A 24,273-nucleotide genomic window follows, 5' to 3' on the forward strand; every position below is an offset into this window, starting at 1 on the left:
AGCCCCGGCCATTGCGACGTTAGATACTCTTGGCGTCCGCGAAGTGACAGCGAATTCTTACTTCTTCGCCGGCGGCGCCATCTTGCTGTCGGACGGCTTCGCATCGGACTTGGCGTCCTTCGACGCATCGGCCGCCGGCTGGTCCAGCCGCTCGACCTTGGCTTCGGTGCGCAGCTTGGCGACATACTCGGCCTGGGCCTTGCGGGTCACGTACTGCTCGATCTGGGCCTTGACCTGCTCGAAATCGGGCGCCTTGCGGTTGCGCTTTTCCTCGACCTTGATGATGTGCCAGCCGAATTGCGACTTCACGGGATCGGAGATCTTGCCGGGCTCCAACGAGAAGGCCACGGCCGAGAATTCCGGCACCATCTGCTCCTTGGTGAAGAAGCCGAGGTCGCCGCCATCGGCGGAGCCGGGGTCCTTAGACTTCTTCTTGGCGAGCTCGGCGAAATCTGCCCCCTTCTCGAGCTCGGCCTTCACCGCCTTGGCCTCGTCCTCGGTCTCGACCAGAATGTGGCGGGCGCGCACCTCCTGCTCGCCGGTGATCTGCTTGGCGGCCTCCTCATAGACCTTCTTCATGGCGTCCGGCGTGGTGGCGGCCTTGCCCTCGTTGGCGAGCAGGCTGTCCATCAGTAGCCGGTTGCGGGCGAAAGCCAGGCGCTTCTTGAACTCCTCGCTATCGGCGATTTTCCTGTCTTCGGCAGCCTTGCTGACGATCTTCATGTCGATGAGGAACGACAGGACGTTCTCGTCCTTGGTCGCCGGGTCCATCTGGGCAAGGCTCGGACCGAGTTCCTCCTCGGCCATGGTGACGTCGCTCTTCTTGATTTCCGCGCCATTGACCTTCGCCAGCACCGGATCATCGGCGGCCCGGAGCGGGCCCGCAAACGCCAGGGACAGCGCCAGAGCGAGGCTGCCAGCCAGGGCGGACGCGGAGCGGAAGCGCTGGGTTGCCGGGAACGAGGTGGTCATGGAAAATCCTTATGTTGAAGCAGGGGGCTGCTCGAGCGGGGCGGACACTCGCCCAATCAGGGGGGCTTGGCAACGCGAAAAGTCTGTCAAAATGATGAATTAGCCGCACTGCGCCCGCCGTTGACAAGGCCCCGACCGGGCCATATCTCTGCGCGGTCGCGACCATGGCGATGGCGTTTATTTTGCTGCGTTTTTGGCCGTTGAACCCAGACTTGCCCAATTCCCACCCATATGGCGGATGTCCCCCGCAGTCCGGGCTCCGACGCCGCGAAGCGTCACGGTGAGTTGATAGGCGGGCGGGCGACAACTTCTTAGGCCCAACGCGGTTGAATCGCGAACACAGGAACCAGGCATGATCGGCGCGCTCGCCCGCAAGTTTTTCGGCTCCGCCAACGACCGGCGGGTGAAGGGATATCAGTCCCGCGTCAACGCGATCAATGCGCTGGAGCCTGAGCTCGCCAAGCTCTCCGATGAGGCGCTCAAGGCCCGCACCGCGGAATTCAAGCAGCAGCTCGCGAACGGCAAGACGCTGGACGATCTCCTCGTCCCGGCCTTCGCCACCGTGCGCGAGGCCGCCAAGCGCACGCTCGGCCAGCGCCATTTCGACGTCCAGCTGATCGGCGGCATGGTGCTGCACGAGGGCGACATCGCCGAGATGAAGACCGGCGAAGGCAAGACGCTGGTCGCGACGCTTGCGGTGTATCTGAACGCGCTCGCCGGCAAAGGCGTCCACGTCGTCACGGTCAACGACTACCTCGCCCGCCGCGACTCCGGCTGGATGGGCCAGATCTACAGCTTCCTCGGCATGACCACCGGCGTGATCGTGCACGGCCTCGACGATGCCGAGCGCAAGGCGGCCTATGCCTGCGACATCACCTACGGCACCAACAACGAATACGGCTTCGACTATCTCCGCGACAACATGAAGTACCGGCTCGAGGACATGGTCCAGCGGCCGCACTTCTTCGCCATCGTCGACGAGGTCGACTCCATTCTGATCGACGAAGCGCGCACGCCGCTGATCATCTCCGGCCCGCTCGACGACCGCTCCGACTTCTACAACACCATCGACGGGTTCCTGCCCAAGCTCGACAAGACCGACTACGAGGTCGACGAGAAGCAGCGCACCGTGACGCTGACCGAAGGCGGCATGGAGAAGATCGAAACGCTGCTGCGCGATGCCGGCCAGCTCAAGGGCGAGTCGCTCTACGACGTCGAGAACGTCTCCGTCGTGCACCACATCAACCAGGCCCTGCGCGCTCACACGCTGTTCACGCGCGACAAGGACTACATCGTCCGCGACGGCGAAGTCGTCATCATCGACGAGTTCACCGGCCGCATGATGCCGGGCCGCCGCTATTCGGAAGGCCTGCATCAGGCGCTGGAAGCCAAGGAGCACGTCCAGGTCCAGCCCGAGAACCAGACGCTGGCCTCGATCACCTTCCAGAACTACTTCCGCATGTACGAGAAGCTGGCGGGCATGACCGGCACCGCCGCGACCGAAGCGGACGAATTGTTCGACATCTACAAGCTCGAGGTCGTGGAGATCCCGACCAATCTGTCGATCGCGCGCCTCGACGAGGACGACGAGGTCTATCGGACCCAGAAGGAAAAATATCAGGCCATCCTCGCCGAGATCGAGCGCGCCAATGCGCGCCTGCAGCCGGTGCTGGTCGGTACCGCCTCGATCGAGAAGTCGGAAGTGCTCGCCGAATTCCTCAAGAAGAACGGCTACAAGCAGATCGATTTCGGCAAGGAGGGCGCGCTCGACAAGCTCTATGCCGCCGCCCGCGCCGGCAAGCCGGCGAAGCTGTTCGCGGTGCTGAACGCGCGCTTCCACGAGCAGGAAGCTTACATCGTCGCCGAAGCCGGCGTGCCCGGCGCGATCACGATTGCCACCAACATGGGCCGGCCGGGGCACCGACATCAAGCTCGGCGGCTCCCTGGAGATGCGCATCCAGCAGGAGATTGCTGCTATCACCGACGAGGCCGAGAAGGCCAAGAAGATCGAGCAGATCAAGGCCGATATCGAGCACTTCCGCGACATCGTGCTTAAGGCCGAAGAGACCGTCGAAGTCGAGCCGGCGAAGGGTTCGAAGCCTGCCAAGACCGTGAAGAAGCCGGGCGGCCTCTACATCATCGGCTCCGAGCGCCACGAATCCCGCCGCATCGACAACCAGCTGCGCGGCCGTTCCGGTCGTCAGGGCGATCCCGGCCGCTCGAAGTTCTTCCTGTCGCTGGAAGACGACCTGATGCGCATCTTCGGGTCGGACCGTCTCGACAGCATGCTGCAGCGTCTCGGCCTGCAAGAGGGCGAGGCCATCATCCATCCCTGGATCAACAAGGCGCTGGAGAAGGCGCAGCAGAAGGTCGAGGCGCGCAACTTCGACATCCGCAAGAACCTGCTCAAGTTCGACAACGTCCAGAACGACCAGCGCAAGGTGATCTTCGACCAGCGCGTCGAGCTGATGAAGGACGAGAGCGTCGCCGAGACCGTCGCCGACATGCGCCACGCCTTCATCGACGACCTCGTCGCCAAGCACGTGCCCGAGCATGCCTATGCCGAGCAGTGGGACGTCGCCGGGCTCAAGGACGAATTGAAGCGCGTGCTCGATCTCGACCTGCCGGTCGACGAATGGGCCAAGGAAGAGGGCATCGCCGACGAGGAGCTGCTGACGCGCATCGAGACCAAGGCCGACGAGCACATGGCGGCCAAGGTCGCGCAATGGGGTCCCGACGTGATGCGTTACGTCGAGAAGACCATCCTCTTGCAGACGCTCGACCATCTCTGGCGCGAGCACCTGATCATGCTCGACCATCTGCGCCAGGTCATCGGTCTGCGCGGCTACGGCCAGCGCGATCCCCTGCAGGAGTACAAGACCGAAGCCTTCAATCTCTTCCAGGAGATGAGCGCTCACCTGCGCGAGGCCGTCACGGCGCAACTGATGCGCGTCGAGATCGTTCCGCCGGAGCAGGAAGCCCCGGTGCTGCCGCCGATGGAAGCGCACAAGTTCGATCCGAACACCGGCGAGGACGAGATGGCCCTCGCCAGCGTCACCCTGGGCGCCCAGGCCACGGATGCGTCGATGCGCGATCCGAAGAACCCGACCAGCTGGGGCAAGGTCGGCCGCAACGAGGACTGTCCGTGCGGCTCCGGCAAGAAGTACAAGCATTGCCACGGGCGGTATGCTTGATCGATGATCTCAAAACCCGGCGAACTCGCGGTGTTGTCTTTGCCCACGAGTTCGCCGGGCGTCGAATGCTTCCGATCCATATGATGCCTGCTGGTCTTCCGTTGCATCACGAATGGTAGGCGCACGCCATTGAGGATGGCTGGCGCACAATTGTCAGACGGTCCTTTATCCGTCACGCGCGGCTGAGCACGCTTCAGCCATCTGGCAACCCGCCTCAGCGCCTGTTCCTGTGATCACTCCGGAGTGCTGCTACTTCTGCAGATGGCCGGCGGCCACTCGCTCGCGCCGCTGCGTCGCTGAAGAACTCTTCGCCCGGAGAGCCAATGGTCAAAGCGCGGCATCGTGTCTCGGCGAACGCCCTCGGGTAGACGATCCAATTTTTTACCACTGCTCATTGTGATCTGGATCACCGCTACAGAGCTCAATCCGTGGTTTGATTGGATCACGAGACGCGGCCTGAAAATTGGAGCCAGACAATGCCCAAACGCGCGCTGCCAACCGCCTTTTGTGTCCTTGCCCTGAGTCTTTACGCCTGCGGTTCCGCCCCTGCGAGCCAAGTGGGCGGATGGTGGGGCGGAACATGGTCGTGCAACATCGACGGCCGCCCGGCGCGGATGAAATGGGCGGCCGTCGATGACAGTCAGACAACCTGCAACGGCAACACTTGCACCAGCACTTCGGGAGCACGCTGGTCAGGCCGCTTCTCAGATAATGGCTCGCGATGGGTGAAGTTGACAAATCCACGCACCGGAACCCAGGGCGGCGTGTACTTCAACCATGCCGACGGCAACAGATGGTATCTAGCCAAGCCGGTCAGCAACAAGGCCGTGGGCTGGACGACATGGAATGGCCAACGCTATCGCCTCTCGTGCTGGCGATGATGCGCGAGTGCTTTCCTCTGGCCATGCATTGAAACGGCAGATGTGTGTGTGCGCTTCGCAAGGCGCCACGCTCCACTTCACGAGGTCTAATTCGAGCTGTCGATCAAGCTCTCCAGCAGCCGCTTGAGCTCGCTCGTCGACTTGTCGCCGTAGCTCTCCAGGATGTGCTCCTCCTGGTCGACCGCGAGCGAGTTGAGCTTCTTGCACAGCACCTTGCCGCGGTCGGAGATGAACATCAGCACCTTGCGACGGTCGTTCGGGTCCTGCACGCGGTAGACCAGCGTGTCGGAGACCATGCGGTCGATCATCTTCGTGAGCGTCGGATGGTTGAGCAGCACGGCGTCCGCGAGCTCGCCCATCGAATGGCCGTTGCCGTCCGACAGCACTTTCAGGATGCGCCATTGCTCGACCGGCACGCCCTCCTTGCTCAACCTCAGTTCGAGCTGCCGGTTGATTTCCCGGTTGGCTTGCGCCAGCAGGTAAGCGAGGTGTTCGGTGATCGGGGAATTTTGTTTCGGCGGTTTTGCCACGGCTGAGACTTCGCCTTGACCCAAATGAGTGAATGTCTTGCAATCGATGCTGCATCTATATGCACTTCAATTCTTGAATATTCAATATTTTCAAAATAGGATCATTGCCCAACAAAAGGGCGGAAGCCGCGGCCGCCTGCTCAATGTGCTTTCAGGTCTGGTCTCAGACAGGAGTTGGCGTGCGCGCGACGGTGAACTTCCCGGCTCACGGCGGCTCGGCGTTGCCGCCGTCCCTGCTGTTCAGGAATTTGTCGTCATCGGCGGCGGATTTCGACCTGTCTCCGGTCGATGCGCATTTCATGAGGCGGCGCGGCGCGCGCAGCAAGCTGCGCATCGGGAATTTCCTCACCTTCACCGGCTCGCCAGGGATCTGGGGCCCGACCTCCACCAACAGCGCGATGCTGGCTGTTGCCGAGATCAACAAGCGCGGCGGCATTCTGGGCCGCGAGCTCGAACTGTCGATCTACGATTCCGGCGGACCGATCGAGGAGGTGGTCCGCCGCGCCGAGCAGGCGATCGCCTTCGACGAGGTCGACCTCATCATGGGCTCGCATATCAGCGCGGTCCGGGTCGCGCTGCGCAAGGTCACCGGCAACCGCATTCCCTACATCTATACGCCTGTCTATGAAGGCGGCGAGCGCACGCCGGGCGTGATGGCGATCGGCGAGACGCCGCGCTGGCAGAGCCGGCCGTCGATTCACTGGCTGGCGGAGGTCAAGAAGGCGGCGCGCTGGTACCTGATCGGCAGCGATTACGTCTGGCCCTGGCAGTCGCATCGCGCGGTCAAGCGCTACATCAAGGAAGCCGGCGGCCAGGTCGTCGGCGAGGAGTTCGTACCCGTAGGCGAGGACAATCACGAACCGCATCTGGCCCGCATCCGCGCCGCCCGGCCCGATGTGGTGCTGATCTCGCTGATCGGCACCGATAGCATCACTTTCAACCGCGCCTTCGCCGAAGCGGGCCTCGCCACGTCCACGCTGCGGCTTGCAGGTGCGATGGACGAGACCGTGCTGCTCGGCATCGGCGCCGACAACACCGAGAATCTGTTCTGCGCCTCCGGCTATTTCAACGGTCTGGTCTCGCGCGCCAATGACGAGTTCCTCAGTGCCTATTACTCCATGTTCGGTGCCAACGCGCCGCCGGTCGGTTCCGTCGGTCAGTCGAACTATGAGGGGCTGCGCTTCCTGGAATCCGTCGCCAACCGCGCCGGATCATTGGCCTTTCGTCCGCTGCTGAAGGCCGCGCGCAACACCGTCTACTCGGCGGGCCGCGGTCCCGTGACGCTTCGCGACGGCCGCGCCGAGATGCCGATGTACCTCGCTGAAGCCGACGGCCTCGACTTCAAGATTATCAAGACGCTCTGAGACGGCTCCGATACGCCGCAACCGCCTTGCGAAATAATACTTGAAAAGGAAAATATTTCCGTCTCTAGTAACACCGTGAAGCCGGCTGGCCCGCGCCCGGAAAGGCGCGAGCGAGAGGCTTTCAACAGTGCCAGGGATCAAGAAGCCTTCAAGGAGAGCGCCGTGACAGTTGCCCTTCCCACGCCAGCCCAACTTCGCAGTATCGCCGAGCAATGCGGCCTTTCGCTCACCGATGACGACGTCGCCTCGTTCCGCAGTCTCATGCAGGGCTCGATCGAAGCCTACAATCTCGTTGCCGCGATGCCGGACGAATTGCCCGAAGTGAAATATCCGCGCACGCCGGGCTACCGGCCCTCGGCGGAGGAGAACCCGCGCAATGCCTGGTATCGCAAGTCGACCGTGAAGGGCGCCGCCAGCGGCAAGCTCAAGGGCAAGACCGTCGCGCTGAAGGACAACATCATGCTGGCCGGCGTGCCCATGACCAACGGCTCGTCGACGTTGGAAGGCTATGTGCCCGATTTCGACGCCACCATCGTCACGCGCATGCTGGATGCCGGCGCCGAGATCAAGGGCAAGGTGCATTGCGAGCATTTCTGCCTGTCCGGCGGCAGCCACACCGGCTCTTACGGGCCGGTGCATAATCCGCACAAGATGGGCTACTCGGCCGGCGGCTCGTCGTCGGGATCGGGCGTCGTGGTCGCGCTCGGCGAGGTCGACATGGCCATTGGCGGCGACCAGGGCGGCTCGATCCGCATGCCGTCGTCGTTCTGCGGCATCTACGGCATGAAGCCGACCTGGGGCCTCGTCCCCTACACCGGCATCATGCCGATCGAGATCTACGTCGACCACACCGGCCCGATGACGGCAACGGTTGAAGACAATGCGCTGCTGCTCGAGGTGCTCGCCGGGGACGACGGCTACGATCCCAGGATCAAGGCCCCGAAAGTGGAGGAATACACCAAGGCGCTCGGCCAGGGCGTCAAAGGCATGAAGATCGGCATTCTCAAGGAGGGCTTCGAGCAGCCGACCGCCGAGTCCGCGGTGAATGAAAGCGTGCGCGAGGCCGCCAAGCGCTTCAAGGATCTCGGCGCCAGCGTCGAGACCGTCTCGATCCCGATGCACCTCATGGGCGGGGCGATCTGGACGCCGATCGGCACCGAAGGCCTGACCCAGACCATGATGTTCGGCGACGGCTACGGCCTGTCCCGCGGCGATCTCTATTCGACTTCCCTGATGGATTTCCACCGCGGCTGGCGCAGGCAGGCCGACTCGCTGTCCGAGACCACCAAACTGTTCATGATGCTCGGCACCTACATCAACAACAATTTCGGCCCGCGCTTCTACGGGAAGGCGCTCAACATCTCGCGCCGGCTGACCGCGGCCTACGACAAGGCCTTCAAGGACTACGACCTGCTCCTGCTGCCGACGACGCCGATGAAGGCGACCAAGCTGCCGGAGCCCAATGCCAGCCGCGAGGACTACGTCGCTCGCGCGCTCGAGATGATCTCCAACACCGCGCCGTTCGACATCACGCACCATCCCGCGATGTCGCTGCCCTGCGGCATGGTCGACGGCCTGCCGGTCGGGCTGATGCTGGTCGGCCGCATGTTTGAGGAATCCACCATCTACCGCGCCGCCCATGCCTTCGAGCAGATCGGCGACTGGAAGAAGATGTGAGGAAACCTTCGCTTCAACTCGGCGGAAACGCAACGCATGGCTAACGCGTTCGTCGCGGCGTTCGAGATCCTGAGCTTCGGCGCGATCATCGTCCTGATCGTGCTGGGGCTCGGGATCATCGCCAGCATGATGGGCATCTTCAACTTCGCGCAGGGCGAGTTCGTCCTGCTCGGCGCCTACATCACCTATCTCGCTTATGCCAAGGGCCTGCCGATCTGGGCGGGCATGGTTGCAGCGCCCTTCGTGGTCGGTGCGCTCGGCTTCGTGCTGGAGGCGCTGATCATCCGGCGATTCTACGCCGCGCCGATCGTTGCCATGCTCGGCACCTATGCGCTCGGCCTGATCATCCGCGAGGCCGTTCGCGGGCTGATCGGCGGCTTCTACCTCACCGTGCCGGAGCCGATCGGCGGCTCGATCGACATCGGCGCCATGCATATCTCGGCCTGGCGCTTCACCATCATCGTCATCACGCTGCTGGTGATGGGCCTCTGCTATCTCTTGCTGTCGCGGACCAGCTTCGGCCTGCGCGTGCGGGCGACGCTGGAGAACCCGTCGCTGGCGCGTGCGTCGGGCATTTCGACGCCGCTGATCTACGGCGCGACGTTCGCCTTCGGTGCGGCGCTCGCGGGCCTTGCTGGCGCGCTGATCGTGCCGGTGTTCAGCCTGTTTGCCGATCTCGGCCTGCGCTTCCTGATCCAGGGTTTTGTCGCGGTCATGGTCGGCGGGGTCGGCTCCTTCATCGGCCCGGTCGCGGGCGCCGGCGTCATCGGCACGCTGAGCGCGGCGCTGCCCTGGGTAATGGCACCCGTCGTCGCCGACGTCCTCGTCTTCGTGCTGGCCATCGTCTTCATCAAATTCCGTCCGCAAGGTCTCTTCGCTGGAAAAGGGGTTTAATCACATGTTCGATCGTACTCAGCTCACACGACGTCGCTTCCTGTCCAATTTCGCCTTTGCATCCGGCGCGGTCGCAACCGGCGTCGGCAGCTGGGTGATCCCGGCGCCCTGGGCCAATGCGGCCGAGGCGCCGATCAAGGTCGGCATCGCCACCGATCTCACCGGCCCGATCGCCTATGCCGGCAACGCCGATGCCAACGTTGCGAAAATGGTGATCAAGGAGATCAACGGAGCCGGCGGCCTGCTCGGCCGTCCGCTCGAGCTCTATATCGAGGACACCGCCTCGAACGAATCCGTCGCCGTCGGCAACGTCCGCAAGTTGATCCAGCGCGACAAGGTCGACATGGTGCTCGGCGGCATCACCTCATCGATGCGCAACGCGATCAAGGATCCGATCGTGGCGCGCGGCAAGACCCTCTACATCTATCCGCAGCTCTACGAGGGCAAGGAGTGCACGCCGTACCTGTTCTGCACCGGCCCGACGCCGGCGCAGCAATGCGACGAGTTCATCCCCTGGCTGATCAAGAACGGCGGCAAGAAGTTCGCGCTGCCGAGCGCCAACTATGTCTGGCCGCACACGCTGAACGTCTACGCCCGCAAGGTGATCGAATCCAATGGCGGCGAGGTCGTGTTCGAGGAATATTACCCGCTCGACCAGGTCGACTTCTCCGCAACCGTCAACCGCATCATCTCCAACAAGGTCGATGTCGTCTTCAACACCGTCATTCCGCCCGGCGTCGGCCCGTTCTTCAAGCAGCTCTATGAAGCGGGCTTCCTCAAGAACGGCGGGCGGCTGGCCTGCGTCTACTACGACGAGAACACGCTCAACATCAACCAGGCCGCAGAGATTGAAGGGCTCGCGAGCTGCCTCGACTATTTCAAGGTGCTGACCAAGGAGAACCCGTTCGACGCCAAGATCCAGGCGGCCTACGAGAAGGATTTCCCCGGCAACTTCCTGTTCGCCGCCGGCAGCGCTGCCACCGGCACCTATCGCGGCCTCAAGCTGTGGGAGGCCGCGGTCAAGGAAGCCGGCAAGATCGACCGCGAGTCCGTGGCCGCCGCGCTCGACCATGCCAAGATCGCCGAAGGTCCGGGCGGACCCGCCGAGATGGTGCCGGGCAAGCGGCACTGCAAGATGAAGATGTACACCGCCGTCGCCAAGGCCGGGAATTATGAGATCGTCGGGCGCAGCAACGGTCTCGTCGATCCCAAGGAATGCTGATTTTCACCTCTCCCGGAGGGAGAGGTCGGATCGCATCGCAAGATGCGATCCGGGTGAGGGGAACTGATCTCACTGCGTGTTGCGGCCCCTCACCCGGATTGCACTGGACGATGCTTCGCATCGCCAGGCGCAATCCGACCTCTCCCCGTTGGGGAGAGGTGAACCCTGCCGTGACTACGCAGCTGACTCTCACGATGTTGAACTCGGAATGCTGAAGCCGATGAGTGTGGTAAGAGAGGCCATCGTCGCCGACGTGGACGACGAAGCGGACGGTGCGATGGCTGAGGGCGCAGCGGCGAAACGGGCCAATGACCGGGCCAAGCCAGGACGAAAAATCCTGCCCATCATCGAGGGCCTCGTGCTCCTCGCGGCGCTACTCGCGCCGCTGGTGCTGCAGGACTATCTCACGGTGTTCGCGACGCGCGTGATCATCCTGGCGCTGTTCGCGCTGTCGTTCGACCTGGTCTGGGGCTATGCCGGCATCATGAGCTTCGGCCAGGCGCTGTTCTTCGGCTCGGCCGGCTACGGAGTCGCCCTGCTCGCGCGGGATCTGAACGTCACCAACATCTTCCTGGTGCTGCCCGCGGGAACGCTGATCGGCCTCACCTTCGCGCTGCTGCTCGGCGGTTTCCTGCTGCTGGGACGGCATCCCTCCAGCGTGATCTTCGTCTCGCTCGGCACGCTGACCGGCTCCTACGCCGCCGATCGGCTCGCGCGCGGCTGGTATTATCTCGGCGGCCAGAACGGCATCCCCTCGATCGCGCCGATGTCGCTCGGCGGTTACGATTTCACGGAAGGACCGGCGTTCTATTATCTCGTGCTCGGCATCCTCGTCGTGGTCTACCTGCTCTGCCGCTTCCTGGTGCGCTCGCAATTCGGCCTTGCGCTCGCAGGCCTGCGCGAGAACGAGCAGCGCATCGCCTTCTTCGGCTACAAGGCGCAGCATCTCAAGGCCATCATCTTCACCATTGGCGGCGCCGTCGCAGGCCTCGCCGGCAGCCTCTATGCCTTCCACGAAGGCTTCGTCTGGCCCAACATGGTCGGCGTCGTGGTCTCCACCCAGGTCGTGCTCTATGTCTTGTTCGGCGGCTCCGGCACGCTGATCGGTGCCGTCATCGGCGCCGTCATCGTCGAGGGCGTCAGCTTCTGGCTCTCGGACAATTACCGCGAGATCTGGCCGATCATCCTCGGCCTGCTGCTCCTGCTCGTGATCCTGTTCCGGCCGCTCGGCCTGATCAGTTTTGTCCTTGGCGAGCGCGAACGCGTCGGCAGCTTCGGCGCCAGGCAAAAGGAGACGCGCAATGCTCCTTGAAGCGGCCGGCATCAAGAAGGTCTTCGGCAAGCTCACCGCGCTCGACGGCGCAGCCCTCACCGTCGGCGAGAACGAGTTTCACGGCCTGATCGGCCCGAACGGCTCGGGCAAGAGCACGCTGATGAAGTGCATCGCCGGCGCCGAGGTGCCGACGCAAGGCAAGGTCTCCTTCGTCAACACCGACATCACCGCGTTCACGCCGACCGAGCGTGCGCGCGCCGGCATGAGCCTGAAATTCCAGATCACATCCGTGCTGCCGTCGCTGACGCTCTACGACAACATCCTGCTCGCGCTGCAGGCGCAGTCCTCGCTGTTCGACCTCGTGTTCTCGCGCACGCGTAGGTTCTTGCACGACCAGGTCATGACCATGCTGACGCAGTTCCGCCTCGCCGACCGCGCCTTCGATGCGGCCGCCGCGCTGTCGCACGGCCAGCAGCAATGGCTGGAGATCGCGATGGCACTCGCCGGCAAGCCGAAGCTCCTATTGCTCGACGAGCCCACCGGCGGCATGAGCCTGGAAGAGCGCCGCGTCACCGGCGAGCTGCTGCAGCCGATCAAAAAACATTGCTCGCTGGTCATCGTCGAGCACGACCTCGATTTCATCCGTGACATCTGCGATCGCCTCACCGTGCTCGACCAGGGCAAGGTGCTGGCGTCTGGCACGGTGTCGGAGATCCAGGCCAACACATCCGTCCAGGAGATTTATCTGCGCCGTGCCTGAATTTTTGGACATCAAGCATCTCGACGCCGGCTATGGCCGCAGCCAGGTCCTGTTCGACGTCAGCCTCGGCATTCCCTGGCGCGGCGGCGTCGCCGTGCTCGGCCGCAACGGCGCTGGCAAGACCACGCTGATGAAGACCATCGTCGGCGAGCTGCCGGCGTGGAAGGGCGAGGTCGCCTTCGACGGCCGCGACATCAGCCGCCGCGCCACCCAGGAGCGCGTCCGCGCCGGCATCGGCTACGTGCCGCAGGAGCATTCGGTGTTCGCGCGCCTGTCGGTGCGCGACAATCTCGCCGTCGGCTCGCTGGCTAAGAAGGATTGCTCCGCAATTGACCGCGTGCTGACCATCTTCCCAAAGCTCGGCCAGCGCCTCGACCAGCCCGCCGGCACGCTCTCCGGCGGCGAGCGCAAGATGCTCGCGATCGGCCGCGCCATGCTCGGAGATCCCAAGCTGCTGCTGCTGGACGAGCCGACCGAAGGCGTCTGGATCGGCGTCATCGAGGAGATCACCGAGCGCCTGATCGACCTCGCAAAGAGCATCGCCGTCATCATCGTCGAGCAGCACCTCGATTTGGCGTTGCGCGTCGCCGACTACGCCTACGTGCTCGACCGCGGCCGCGTCGCGCTGCAGGGGCAGGCCAGCGAGGTGCGGGGCAATCCGGAGCTGATGCGATATCTGGCGCCGTAGGGATGGGCGTGAAGCGTGGCGCTCGCACGCCGATCTCAGCTGTCGCGCGTCGAATCCTCGATTCAACTGTCAAACAACCGAACGTGACATCGCGATCCCGCAGCGCTCCAGCGTCCGGGTTTTGCTTCGCTTCTGGCGCCCATCGGAATCGGAAGGGCGCAGGGAAGGCCGGGTACCGGCTGGCACCCACGAGCCCCTGTGCAATGATGCGTAAGTAAACGCTCACAGGGGAGACACAGGTGCAGCCCGATAACCGGCCTTCCCTGCGCAGTGGTTTGACGGCTTATGTCGCGCTCTCCCCGGGGAGCGATGCACTATTGCCCCCGTCGCCTCGCGAGATCACTGATACGCGCCCTCCGGTTGGACAACGCGCACCACCACGAGACTTGACGTACAGACCCCGGACGTCAGGACCACACGATTTTGCCGTACGCGACCCTGCTTCGCCTCTCGGCTTCGCAGGGCATGGCAGCGCCTGTCGTACCGCGCCCGCTGACCGCTCACGGGAACTACCCGCCCTGCGACCGCACCTGGCGCCAACGCAGCCCGCGTCCACCGCAACCCACCCCACGAACCGTGACGATCGCGACCCGCCCCTTCGGGAGGGATGAGATGGCGGGTGGATAGGGTGTTTCGGGTGTTCGGGTAAAGCGAATTATTGCTATCCGAAGGGACCTGCCTACTTCACCGCCGAGAATCGGCTGTCGAACGAGTTCGACTGCACCACCGGCGCGGCGCCTGATATCATCGGGGTGCTATCGCCCGCACCGTCGCTCACCGACGGCTTCAGCGCCGGACGCGTCGCGGCGAGGCGGGTGTCGGGCTTCGGCGGCTCGGCCGGCTTGGCGGCTGCGACGGCCGGCTTCGGCGTATCCTTCGCCGCCTCCTTCGCCGCCTCCTTCACTGAATCCTTGGACTTGTCATGCCCCGGCACGAAGCGGGTCACGGCAGCCTTCAGTCGCGAGGCGGCCGTGGCCGGCGTCGTGGACGTCTGGGCGGCCGGGGCCACGGACGCGGTGGCTTGCGGCGCAGGCGTCGCGGTCGCGGTGGTGTCGGCGGTGCCGAGCCCCATCTTGCGGCCGAGATTGGAGAAGAAGCCGCCGCTTTCAGATTTCGCAGCGGGCGCCGCCGCGGCAACGCGGGTGCTCGCGGCAGGCGCGCTGACGGCGACCACGGGCTCTTCCCGCGGCGCCGGCGCACTTGCCACCGCATCGAGGTTCGGCTTGGGCGGGTTGACGTGGCCGGGGATCGTGCCCGGTGCCTTCGCCATGGCCAGCATCTGCAGCGTGGTGCCTTCGGCACTCTCGGACAGGCCGGTCGAGCCTTCCGGAATTTTGGCGGCGAACACCTTGTGCATGCCGCCGTCGATGCCGGTGTTCATCCGCGCCACCGGCGTGCCCTTGGCGACGAGCCTTGCATATTCCGTCTCGTCCTTGGCCTGCTTCTCGCGCACGGCGCTGGCGATCTCTTCGGGGATCACATAGGCCGGACATTTGGCCGAGGCGTCGAACACCGGATCGCGCTTGGCGTCGGCGGGCTTGGCGGCATCGAAGACGTACTTCTTCTCGCAGAAATCGACCTTCGGCTCCTGCCGCGTCACTTCGAAATGATCATAGCCTTCCTTGATCATCTTCCAGAACGGCATGTTCGGATTGTTCCGGTGCCTGGCCATGTTCACCGGCGTCATCTTGAACGGATAGGCCTGCAGCTGGAACGCCTTCTGGCCGCCGAAGAAGGACTCGCGGCCGAGCGAGTAGATCTCCGCGATCTGCTCGTCCGTCATCGCGTAGCAGCCGCGCGACGAACAGTCGCCGTGCACCATCAGCTGCGAGCCGGTGCGGCCCAGCGCCTTGTCGAACGCGTTCGGGTAGCCGGTGTTGAACGAGAGGTAATAGGACGATTGCGGATTCATCTGGCTCGGATTGATCGAGTAGAATCCCTCCGGCGCCTGGCGGTCGCCTTCGCGCACCTTGGGGCCGAGATCGCCCGACCAGCGGCAGATCGGATAGGTCTTGAGCAGCGCGAACTGGCCCGAACGGGTCTGCTTCCAGACCTCGAGCTCGGCCTCCTGCTTGAACAGGCGGACCAGGATCGGCGATTGCAAATCCATGTCCTTCTCGGCCATCGCGGCGATCAGCTTCGGCGGCACCGGCTGATTGGCCTTGGCGTTGGTCGCGAGCGAGACCTGATCAGTGTTGCAGCCGGCAAGCAGACCGCCGGCCGTCATCAGCGCAACCGAGACCAAGAGCGCGCGAGCAAGCGAACGAGAAATCAAGATGGACCCCACACCGTGCCAGGCATTGAAGCGCGAACCCCAACTTTTCGGAACGCAATCCGACCGGAAACCGACCCGCCGAGACGGGCCCGGTCAGACCCCGCTCCAGCGCTTATGCCCTGAAGCCATTGATTAAAATTCTAACCTCTGGGTCATGTGGTCGCAACCCGAGTGGGGATCACGAGGGCGTTGGCCCAGCGGCATGGTCAACGAAGACTAAATGGACGCGACTTGGGACGGAACTTGGGCTTTCGGCCGATGGGGACTCAGATCGCCGATTTGGGCAAAAAAAGGGTTAATGCGGGGTTACCGGGGGCTGCTCGAAAGGTCTGGTAGGGTGGGCAAAGGCGCGCGAAGCGCCGTGCCCACGAGCCGTTCGTACAGCCGGGGATTGGTAGGCACGCTTCGCTTTGCCCACCCTACGAGAGCGGAATCGAGGCGAATCAGCCCAGTTTGCGGCCGATATCGAGGAATTTCTGCCGCCGCTGCTTGCGGATGGCATCCCCATCAAAGTTCCGGAGCTCGTCGAAGGCCTTGGCGATGGCCTCGCCGGTGGTGGCGATCATGGCGGCGGGGTCGCGGTGGGCGCCGCCGACCGGCTCCTTCAGGATGGCGTCGATGACGCCGAAGCGGAGCATGTCCTGGGCGGTGATCTTCATGTTGTTGGCGGCTTCCTGCGCCTTGGTGCCGTCGCGCCAGAGGATCGAGGACGCCGCCTCCGGCGAGATCACGCTGTAGATCGCATGCTCGAGCATTAAGACCTTGTTGGCCGTGGTGATGGCGATGGCGCCGCCCGACATGCCCTCGCCGGTGATGATCGCGACATTGGGCACGGTCAGCGCCAGGCACGCATCGGTCGAGCGCGCGATCGCCTCGGCTTGTCCCCGCTCCTCGGCGCCGATGCCGGGATAGGCGCCGGCGGAATCGGCGAGCGACAGCACCGGCAGGCCGAACCGCTCGGCCATCTCCATCAGCCGCACGCATTTGCGATATCCTTCCGGCCGCGCCATGCCGAAATTGTGCCGGATCCGGCTCTCGGTGGAATCGCCCTTTTCCTGGCCCATCACGCAGATCGGCTCACCGCGGAAACGGCCGAAGCCGGCGACCAGCGCCTCGTCCTCGCCGAACTTGCGGTCGCCGGCGAGCGGGGTGAATTCGGTGATCAGGCCCTTGATGAAGTCGTTGAAATGCGGCCGCTGCGGATGCCGCGCCACCAGCGTCTTCTGCCACGGCGTCAGGTTCGCATAGAGGTCGGCCAGCGCCTGCGCCGCCTTGTCCTCGATCCGCCCGACCTCGTCGCTGATGTCGGTGCCGGTGGCGGCGAGCGCGCGCAATTCGTCGACCTTGGAGTCGAGCTCGGCGACGGGCTTTTCGAAGTCGAGATAGCTGCGCATCTGGTCTTGCATCAACTCAATATAGGGGGACGGGGCTCGAGAAGCGAAGCGAGTTGGGGTTGCGGAAAGAAGTGTAGCGTCTTCAATGATTTGGCCTGTGTGCTGGTGCAGCCGGCCAAATCAGCCGTGAGGCCCCGGCTCTTTCCGCGGAGATGTGGCCGAAGTCAAGGCGGTTTCCTCGTCGTTCTGGCTAAGCTCTCGTGTCCCGGACGCGCTGCAGCGCCTCTATGGCGCTGCTGCGCAGAGCCGGGACCCATTCGGCATGGGCCCCGGCTCTGCGTCGCATCGTTTCACGCTGCGCCGCGTCCGGGGCACGAGACCTGTTTACTTCTCTGCCAGCGGGTGCAGGTCTCGCACCAGGCTCTTCAGCCGCTCCTCGACCACATGGGTATAGATCTGGGTCGTCGAGATGTCGGTGTGACCGAGCAGGGTCTGCACAATGCGCAGGTCCGCGCCGTTGTGCAGCAGATGGCTGGCAAAGGCGTGGCGCAGCACGTGCGGGGAGACCAGGCGGGCCTGCAAGCCGGACGCAACCGCGAGCTCCTTGAGGTCGCGGGCGAAATGCTGGCGCGTCAGATGTCCGCTCTCGCCGAACGAGGGGAACAGCCATTTCGACGCGGGCACGCTATTCTTCCCGTCGGCCTTTGCCGCTTCCGTGGCGGCGAGATAGTCCGCCATCGCCTGCCGCGAGGCGTCGTTGAGCGGCACCAGCCGTTCCTTGTTGCCCTTGCCGCGCACCACGATCATGCGGGCGTCGCGCTTGGCCGCCGAGCGCGGCAGCGCCACCAGCTCGGAGACGCGCAGGCCCGTGGCGTAGAGCACCTCGAGCAGGCAATAGAGCCGCAAGGCACGCAGCCGTTTCGACGGCGAGGCATCTCCCGCCTCGCTCAGCTCCTTGGCGCGGCGGAGCATGCGGTCGACGTCGGCGATCGACAGCACTTTCGGCAGGCCGCGGCCGCGCTTCGGGCCTGACAGGATCGCGGCGGGATCGTCCCCGCGGATGCGCTCGTTCAGCAGGAAACGGTAGAGGTGCCGCATCGCGGACAGCCGGCGGGCCACACTGGTGGATTTGAAGCCGCGGGTGTCGAGATCGGCGAGATAGTCGCGCAGCGTCTGGGTCTCGGCATCCACGAATGTATGACCGACCCGGCCCAGAAATTCCGAGAAATCGCTGAGGTCGCGGCGGTAGGCATCGAGCGTGTTGGGGCCGGCGCCCTGTTCCGCGGCGAGCATGTCGAGGAACAGGCCGATGAGCTTGGCGTCTGAGGGTTTGGCGGGCATGCCCGGGAGGCTAGCTCCTATTTCTTGAGAAACTTGTCCGGCGGGATCGTCACCGTCATTTCCCGCGGCTTCGGGTTGACGAAGTTCGCCAGCGCGAAGACCACGCCATAGACGATGCCGCCGATCACGGCGACGACCGTCAGGAAGCGGAACAGGCTCGGCATCGTTCTGGGGTCTCGGGTCGGGGCGCGGCAGCCAAATTAACCAATGAAATCATCCAACATGTTCGCCGTTTCGTGGCAAGAGTCCTCTGGCGAGGGCCCCCATGGGGTCGTATAGGTGGCCAAAGCCATGCCGCATCTGGCGGCAGTTCGAGCGAGATCCAGTCGAGCGAGACGATGTCCGACGCCGCGTTGCCGCTTCCTGCTTCGCCCGAGGCCGACATCCTGTCGGCGCTCGGGGCGCGCTCGATCGTGCTCGTCGGCATGATGGGGGTGGGCAAATCCACCATCGGCCGGCGCCTCGCGGCCCGGCTCAAGCTGCCCTTCATCGATGCCGACACCGAAATCGAGATGGCCCACGCCGGCATGACCATCCCGGAGATCTTTGCGACCCATGGCGAGCCCTATTTCCGCGACGGCGAGGCCCGTGTGATCGCGCGGCTGCTCGAGGGCGGGCCGATCGTGCTGGCGACCGGTGGCGGCGCTTTCATGCGCGAGGAGACGCGCGCGCGCATCGCGGCGAAGGCCATCTCGATCTGGCTGAGGGCGGACCATGACGTCATCATGCGCCGCGTGCGGCGCCGTGCCGACCGTCCGCTGCTTCAGACCGTCGATCCCGAAGGAACCGTGACGCGCCTTCTCGCCCAGCGCGAGCCGATCTATGCCAATGCCGACCTCACCATTGCCTCGCGCGACGTGCCGCACGACAGAATCGTCGAGGAATGCATCGAGGCGCTGCACACCCGTCTCTGCGGCGGACAGCCAGCCCAACCGCCTGCCGACATTGCGAGTGCGTCAAGATGACTGCGCCGTTGAAACATTCCGATCCCATCAAGGTCGACGTCGCACTCGGTGACCGCGCCTATGACATCGTCGTCGGCCGCGGCGTGCTGGGCTCGCTCGGCGAGCGTGTCGCCGCTCTGCGTCCCGGCGTCCGCACGGCCATCGTGACCGACCGCACCGTCGCGAAATACTGGCTCGAGCCCACTGAGGCGTCGCTCGCAGCCAGCGGTATTCCGACCTCGCGCATCGTCGTCGAGGAAGGCGAGATCTCGAAAACCTATGCCGGGCTCGAAAAGGTCAGCGAGGCCCTGATCGCAGCGAAGATCGAGCGCAACGATCTCGTCATCGCGCTCGGCGGCGGCGTGGTCGGCGATCTCGCCGGTTTTGCCGCGGCGATCCTGCGCCGCGGCGTCGATTTCGTGCAGGTGCCGACTTCGCTGCTGGCGCAGGTCGACTCGTCCGTCGGCGGCAAGACCGGCATCAACTCGCCGCAGGGCAAGAATTTGCTCGGGGCCTTCCACCAGCCGGTGCTCGTCATCGCCGACACCGCCGTGCTCGACACGCTGTCGCCGCGCCAGTTCCGGGCCGGCTATGCCGAGGTCGCCAAATACGGCGTGCTGGGCGACGCGGCCTTCTTCAGCTGGCTGGAGAAGAACCATGCCGACATCGTCAAGGGCGGATCGGCCCGCGAGCATGCGATCGCGACCTCCTGCCGGGCCAAGGCCGCAATCGTCGCGCGCGACGAGCGCGAGACCGGCGAGCGCGCGCTGCTCAATCTCGGTCACACCTTCGGCCACGCGCTGGAGGCTGTGACCGGCTTCTCCGACCGCCTGTTCCACGGCGAGGGCGTCGCCATCGGCATGACGCTGGCGGCGCAGTTCTCCGCGAAGCTCGGCATGATCGGCGAGCGTGAGGCGGCGCGCATCGAGCGCCACCTGATCGAGGCAGGCCTGCCGACACGCCTGCAGGACATCGCCGGCTTTGCGCAGGAAGGGCTAGCCGATGCCGACGCGCTGATGGCCCTGATGGCACAGGACAAGAAAGTCAAGCGCGGCAAGCTCACCTTCATCCTGCTGGAGGCCGTGGGCCGCGCGGTGATCGCAAAGGACGTCGAGCCGGCGCCGGTGCGCGACTTCCTGAAAGAGAAGCTCGCGCAGTGATGACGGGACCGTTCAGATCGGCCGCCCGCGAAACGGCGGGGAATGCCGGGGCGGTCGCGAGGCAAACATGAGTTCGATCTCGATCAATCTGCTGCTTGCGGCCCTCCTGCTCGCCGCCAACGCGTTTTACGTGGCGGCGGAATTTGCGCTGGTGAAGAGCCGCGGCTTCCGCGTCAAGGCCATGGTCGAGCAGAACCGCTTCGGCGCGCGCCTGCTGCAGACGATGATGGTAAACATCGAATCCTATCTCGCCTGCTGCCAGCTCGGCATCACCATGGCCTCGCTCGGTCTTGGCTGGATCGGTGAGCCGACCGTGTCTGCGCTGCTGAGCCCCGTCCTCAGCCCGCTCGGAATGTCGGAGGCCACGCTGCACTTCACCTCGTTCGTGGCGGGTTTCCTGGTCTTCTCTTCGCTGCACATCGTCATCGGCGAGCAGGTGCCGAAGACGCTTGCAATCCGGGAGCCGATGCCGGTGTCGCAGTGGATTGCGTATCCGCTGCATTTTTCCTACCTCGTGTTCTATCCGCTGAGCTGGTGTCTCAACACGGCGTCGGGCGCGATCCTGCGCCTGATGGGGGTGCAGGAGTTCTCGCAACACGAAATCCTGACGGATTCGGAGATCGAGGGCCTGGTTGAGGAATCGGCCGTGCACGGCAAGATCGAGAGCGGCGAGGCCGAGTACATTCACAACGTCTTCCGTCTCGGCGAGCTGACGGTGTCTGACGTGATGGTCCACCGCACGGCTATGGTGATGATCAACGCCGACCTGCCGCCGGAGGAGCTGGTGCGGGAGGTGCTGGCCACCGAATACACCCGCATTCCGCTGTGGCGGGACAAGTCGGAGAACATCATCGGCATTCTGCACGCCAAGGATCTGTTGCGTGCAATCCGCGCATCGGAGGGCGACACGTCGCGCATCGACGTCACCACCATCATGCTGCCGCCCTGGTTCGTGCCGGAGATGCGGCCGATATCCCAGCAGCTCAAGGCGTTCCGCCGCCGCAAGACCCATTTCGCACTCGTCGTCGACGAGTATGGTGAGGTCGAAGGCCTCGTGACGCTGGAAGACATTCTGGAGGAGATCGTCGGCGACATCTCCGACGAGCATGACGTGGTGGTGGCCGGCGTGCGCCGTCAGCCGGACGGCTCCGTCGTGGTCGACGGGTCGGTGCCGATCCGCGATCTCAACCGCGCCATGGACTGGCATCTTCCCGATGAAGAGGCAACCACGGTCGCCGGCCTCGTCATTCACGAGGCGCGCTCGATCCCCGACCGCGGCCAGAGCTTCACGTTCCACGGTTTCCGCTTCCGCGTCCTCCGCCGCGAGCGCAACCGCATCACCGCGCTCCGTATTTCACCGGTGACGCGCGAGGCCGAGCTGGAAGAGGCAAAGCCGAGACGGGCCGGGACGTCGTTCTAATTTTTCCCTTACCCTCCCCTGGAGGGACCCTTGGAGGGGGAGGGTCAGAGAATTCAACCTTCCCCCGGCGCCTGCGCATTGATCGCCAGCGCGTGCACGCTGCCGGCAAGTTCCGCGGCGAGCGCTGAATTTATCATGCGATGACGGTCGACCCGGCTCTTCCCTTTGAAGGCGGCAGACACGATATACACACGGAAGTGCGTCTCGCCGCCTGCTCGGTGGCCGGCGTGGCCCTCATGCAAATGTGACTCGTCGACGACCTGCAGGCTTTCGGGCGTGAAAGCTTCCTGCAACTTGTTGCTGATAGTGTCTTTCATAGCCATGTGTGCCATTAAGGTGCGCGCTCGCATCCCGTCAATACCCGGACGTCCAAGCTCGTCGCGACCGGGTGCTTAGCGAATTGCAATGTCAAGACTTGAAGGTTTTTGCATTGCGTAGTCAAAGTCAGCCATGCCGATCGATTCATCAAAGTTCTTCGACTCCATCCGGGTGAAGCCGCGAGGCAAGCAGCCGGAAGTGAAGCCGCGCGACACCGCGGTCAATTGCGAATGGGCGGGCTGCGCCAACAAGGGCTCGCACCGGGCGCCGAAGGGCCGCGAGAACCAGCGCGAGTACTGGCACTTCTGCCTCGACCACGTGCGCGAGTACAACCAGAACTACAATTTCTTTTCCGGCATGAATGCCGAAGCCGTTGCGCGCTATCAGAAGGATGCGCTGACCGGTCACCGCCCGACCTGGAAGATGGGCGCCAATGGCGGCAAGAAGGGTGCGGAAGAGATCGACATGGCGGCCGATCCTTTCAGCATGTTCTCCGAGATCAACGGCCGCGCCAGCTGGCGCAAGGGCCCCGAAGCGGAGCCCAAGGCCGAGACGCGCAAGGTGATGAACGCCGAGCGCAAGGCGCTTCAGGTCATGGGCCTCGGCCCCAGCGCAACGCTTGCCGACGTCAAGACCAAGTACAAGGCGCTGGTGAAGCAGCACCACCCCGATGCCAATGGCGGCGACCGTTCGACCGAGGACCGCCTGATCGAGATCATCAAGGCGTACAATTATCTGAAGACGGTCGTGCGCGAGGCGTAAGGGCCTCCCCGCTTTCGTAGCCCGGATGGAGCGCAAGCGTAATCCGGGACCTTTCTCTCACAATGACGACTTTCCCCGGATTACGCTTCGCTCCATCCGGGCTACGCATTCCCTACGCCTCCGGCATCGCCCCGACATATGACGAGCTCGGCCTGATCAACCGCCCCGTCCGCTGCTGCTCGCGGGCATGCGCGGTCCAGCCTGCGCTGCGCGCGACCGCGAAGATCGGCGTGAATGCCTGCCGCGGAATCGCTAGCGCATCGAGCAGGATCGCGGTGAAGAACTCGACGTTCGTCTCCAGCGGCCGCTCCGGGTTCTTCTTGCGCAAGGCGCTGCGGATATAGGCCTCGACCTCGCCGGCAAACGGCAAATCGGTGCCATTGGACGCAAGCGCCTCGACCGCGGTCTTGAGCACGTCGGCGCGCGGATCGCGGACGCGATAGACGCGGTGACCGAACCCCATCATGCGCTCGCCGCGCGCCAGCGCCGCATCCACCCAGGACTGAATGCGCTCGCGCGACCCGATCGCGTCCAGCATTTCCAGCACCGGCTCCGGCGCGCCGCCATGCAGCGGACCGGTCAGCGCGCAATAGCCGGCGGTGACGGCCGCGAACAGGTCGGCCTGCGTCGAGGCCACCACGCGCGCGGCGAAGGTGGAGGCGTTCATGCCGTGGTCGCTGGCGGTGACGAGATAGGCGTCCAATGCCGTGATCTCGCGCGTTGCAGGCGAACGCCCGTGCAGCATGCGCAACGTGTCGGCGGCATGGCTCACGTCGGGATCGGGCGCGACCGGCTCCAGCCCCTTGGCGCGCCGGACCAGCGCGCCCGCGATCACCGGAAACGCGCCGACGATCGTCGTCTCGTGCTCCAGCCCGTGCTCGGCGCGAAGTCCGGCGACGGCGGCACGAAACCCGTCGATGATGCCCATGCCGCGCGCCGCCGGGAGCAGGTCCGGCAGCCGCGCGAAGGCGCGCTCGCGCGCCGCGCCCAGGTGCGAGCGCACGTTGGCCTCGGTGAGGGTGGTCTTGCGGGCGCCGTTCCAGAGCCGGGCGGTGACGTCCTCGAAGCTCGAGAGTGCGGCGAGCCGTCCGACGTGCTCCCCGGCAATGATGAGCTCGCCGCGCTCGCCGTCGACATGGCTCAGCACGGTCTCGGCCGCGGGAACGCCGTCCAGCCCGATCTGGCGGCTGGTGAGGTGGATGTTCATGACCCAAATCTCCTGTTCACGGAGAACAAGGTCAGGCCTCTCGACACGTTGATCAAT

General features: G+C 64.6%; 20 protein-coding genes and 1 pseudogene. 13 read left to right on the plus strand and 8 right to left on the minus strand.

Translation table 11 applies throughout. The features are described 5' to 3' along the window. Positions 1 to 57: 57 nt before the first annotated feature. Positions 58 to 972: a peptidylprolyl isomerase gene (locus tag ACVWYQ_RS20960; protein ID WP_036042584.1), complete on the minus strand. Its 915-nt coding sequence runs from the start codon at positions 970 to 972 to the stop codon at positions 58 to 60. Positions 973 to 1,324: 352 nt separating this feature from the next. Between ACVWYQ_RS20960 and secA the strand changes: the two are divergent. Both secA and ACVWYQ_RS20970 read left to right on the plus strand, forming a co-directional pair. Continuing rightward, positions 1,325 to 4,166, plus strand: a pseudogene (gene secA / locus ACVWYQ_RS20965) (preprotein translocase subunit SecA). Positions 4,167 to 4,642: 476 nt separating this feature from the next. Beyond that, positions 4,643 to 5,047 carry a DUF6006 family protein gene (locus ACVWYQ_RS20970; RefSeq protein ID WP_404654250.1) on the plus strand — a complete coding sequence of 135 codons (405 nt, stop codon included), beginning with the start codon at positions 4,643 to 4,645 and terminating at the stop codon, positions 5,045 to 5,047. 86 nt (positions 5,048 to 5,133) lie between these two features. Here the strand turns inward: ACVWYQ_RS20970 and ACVWYQ_RS20975 are convergent, their stop codons facing one another. Then, positions 5,134 to 5,577, minus strand: coding sequence for a MarR family winged helix-turn-helix transcriptional regulator (locus tag ACVWYQ_RS20975; RefSeq protein ID WP_128265510.1), 444 nt, complete (start codon positions 5,575 to 5,577; stop codon positions 5,134 to 5,136). Between the two features lie 179 nt (positions 5,578 to 5,756). On the opposite strand from ACVWYQ_RS20975, the gene ACVWYQ_RS20980 reads away from it, so the two are divergent. From ACVWYQ_RS20980 to ACVWYQ_RS21010, 7 genes are all read left to right on the plus strand, one after another. Next, complete coding sequence (locus tag ACVWYQ_RS20980) at positions 5,757 to 6,941, plus strand: substrate-binding domain-containing protein (protein ID WP_404544536.1); 1,185 nt, start codon at positions 5,757 to 5,759, stop codon at positions 6,939 to 6,941. Between the two features lie 162 nt (positions 6,942 to 7,103). Beyond that, complete coding sequence (locus ACVWYQ_RS20985; protein WP_271539721.1) at positions 7,104 to 8,618, plus strand: amidase; 1,515 nt, start codon at positions 7,104 to 7,106, stop codon at positions 8,616 to 8,618. A gap of 36 nt (positions 8,619 to 8,654) precedes the next feature. Continuing rightward, positions 8,655 to 9,512 carry a branched-chain amino acid ABC transporter permease gene (locus tag ACVWYQ_RS20990; protein WP_456726324.1) on the plus strand — a complete coding sequence of 286 codons (858 nt, stop codon included), beginning with the start codon at positions 8,655 to 8,657 and terminating at the stop codon, positions 9,510 to 9,512. Between the two features lie 4 nt (positions 9,513 to 9,516). Continuing rightward, positions 9,517 to 10,734: a substrate-binding protein gene (locus tag ACVWYQ_RS20995; RefSeq protein ID WP_456726325.1), complete on the plus strand. Its 1,218-nt coding sequence runs from the start codon at positions 9,517 to 9,519 to the stop codon at positions 10,732 to 10,734. Between the two features lie 208 nt (positions 10,735 to 10,942). After that, positions 10,943 to 12,046, plus strand: coding sequence for a branched-chain amino acid ABC transporter permease (locus ACVWYQ_RS21000; protein WP_404544539.1), 1,104 nt, complete (start codon positions 10,943 to 10,945; stop codon positions 12,044 to 12,046). Further along, on the plus strand, positions 12,036 to 12,767 hold the full coding sequence (locus tag ACVWYQ_RS21005; protein WP_157285752.1) for an ABC transporter ATP-binding protein: 732 nt from the start codon (positions 12,036 to 12,038) through the stop codon (positions 12,765 to 12,767). Before ACVWYQ_RS21000 ends, ACVWYQ_RS21005 begins: the two co-directional genes overlap by 11 nt. Further along, positions 12,760 to 13,455: a branched-chain amino acid ABC transporter ATP-binding protein gene (locus ACVWYQ_RS21010; RefSeq protein WP_271539725.1), complete on the plus strand. Its 696-nt coding sequence runs from the start codon at positions 12,760 to 12,762 to the stop codon at positions 13,453 to 13,455. Before ACVWYQ_RS21005 ends, ACVWYQ_RS21010 begins: the two co-directional genes overlap by 8 nt. 679 nt (positions 13,456 to 14,134) lie before the next feature. Here ACVWYQ_RS21010 and ACVWYQ_RS21015 read toward each other — a convergent pair. The 4 genes from ACVWYQ_RS21015 to ACVWYQ_RS21030 form a co-directional block, all read right to left on the minus strand. After that, on the minus strand, positions 14,135 to 15,730 hold the full coding sequence (locus ACVWYQ_RS21015; RefSeq protein WP_456726326.1) for a L,D-transpeptidase family protein: 1,596 nt from the start codon (positions 15,728 to 15,730) through the stop codon (positions 14,135 to 14,137). Between the two features lie 443 nt (positions 15,731 to 16,173). Then, positions 16,174 to 17,136 carry an acetyl-CoA carboxylase carboxyltransferase subunit alpha gene (locus ACVWYQ_RS21020; protein WP_036042616.1) on the minus strand — a complete coding sequence of 321 codons (963 nt, stop codon included), beginning with the start codon at positions 17,134 to 17,136 and terminating at the stop codon, positions 16,174 to 16,176. Between the two features lie 312 nt (positions 17,137 to 17,448). Next, positions 17,449 to 18,405, minus strand: a complete 957-nt coding sequence (xerD, locus tag ACVWYQ_RS21025; protein ID WP_404544543.1) for a site-specific tyrosine recombinase XerD — start codon at positions 18,403 to 18,405, stop codon at positions 17,449 to 17,451. Positions 18,406 to 18,422: 17 nt separating this feature from the next. After that, a complete protein-coding gene (locus ACVWYQ_RS21030; RefSeq protein ID WP_036026218.1) occupies positions 18,423 to 18,569 on the minus strand; it encodes a hypothetical protein in 147 nt (48 codons plus the stop codon). A gap of 174 nt (positions 18,570 to 18,743) precedes the next feature. On the opposite strand from ACVWYQ_RS21030, the gene ACVWYQ_RS21035 reads away from it, so the two are divergent. From ACVWYQ_RS21035 to ACVWYQ_RS21045, 3 genes are all read left to right on the plus strand, one after another. Continuing rightward, positions 18,744 to 19,370: a shikimate kinase gene (locus ACVWYQ_RS21035; protein ID WP_271539729.1), complete on the plus strand. Its 627-nt coding sequence runs from the start codon at positions 18,744 to 18,746 to the stop codon at positions 19,368 to 19,370. Beyond that, positions 19,367 to 20,509, plus strand: coding sequence for a 3-dehydroquinate synthase (gene aroB / locus ACVWYQ_RS21040; protein WP_271539730.1), 1,143 nt, complete (start codon positions 19,367 to 19,369; stop codon positions 20,507 to 20,509). The genes ACVWYQ_RS21035 and aroB overlap by 4 nt, the downstream gene beginning before the upstream one ends. A 67-nt stretch (positions 20,510 to 20,576) precedes the next feature. Then, on the plus strand, positions 20,577 to 21,929 hold the full coding sequence (locus tag ACVWYQ_RS21045) for a hemolysin family protein (protein WP_271539731.1): 1,353 nt from the start codon (positions 20,577 to 20,579) through the stop codon (positions 21,927 to 21,929). Between the two features lie 53 nt (positions 21,930 to 21,982). On the opposite strand, the gene ACVWYQ_RS21050 is transcribed toward ACVWYQ_RS21045, so the two are convergent. Further along, positions 21,983 to 22,261 (minus strand): BolA family protein, encoded by a 279-nt coding sequence (locus tag ACVWYQ_RS21050; RefSeq protein ID WP_193760624.1) that lies wholly within the window; start codon positions 22,259 to 22,261, stop codon positions 21,983 to 21,985. A gap of 118 nt (positions 22,262 to 22,379) precedes the next feature. Between ACVWYQ_RS21050 and ACVWYQ_RS21055 the strand changes: the two genes are divergently transcribed. Further along, positions 22,380 to 23,009 (plus strand): J domain-containing protein, encoded by a 630-nt coding sequence (locus ACVWYQ_RS21055; protein ID WP_036014711.1) that lies wholly within the window; start codon positions 22,380 to 22,382, stop codon positions 23,007 to 23,009. Positions 23,010 to 23,121: 112 nt separating this feature from the next. On the opposite strand, the gene ACVWYQ_RS21060 is transcribed toward ACVWYQ_RS21055, so the two are convergent. After that, the gene (locus ACVWYQ_RS21060) at positions 23,122 to 24,216 is read right to left on the minus strand and encodes a citrate synthase/methylcitrate synthase (RefSeq protein ID WP_404544547.1); all 1,095 of its coding nucleotides are present in this window, start codon (positions 24,214 to 24,216) and stop codon (positions 23,122 to 23,124) included. Between the last annotated feature and the right edge of the window lie 57 nt (positions 24,217 to 24,273).

It is taken from the genome of Bradyrhizobium sp. USDA 3397 (genome assembly GCF_054060965.1).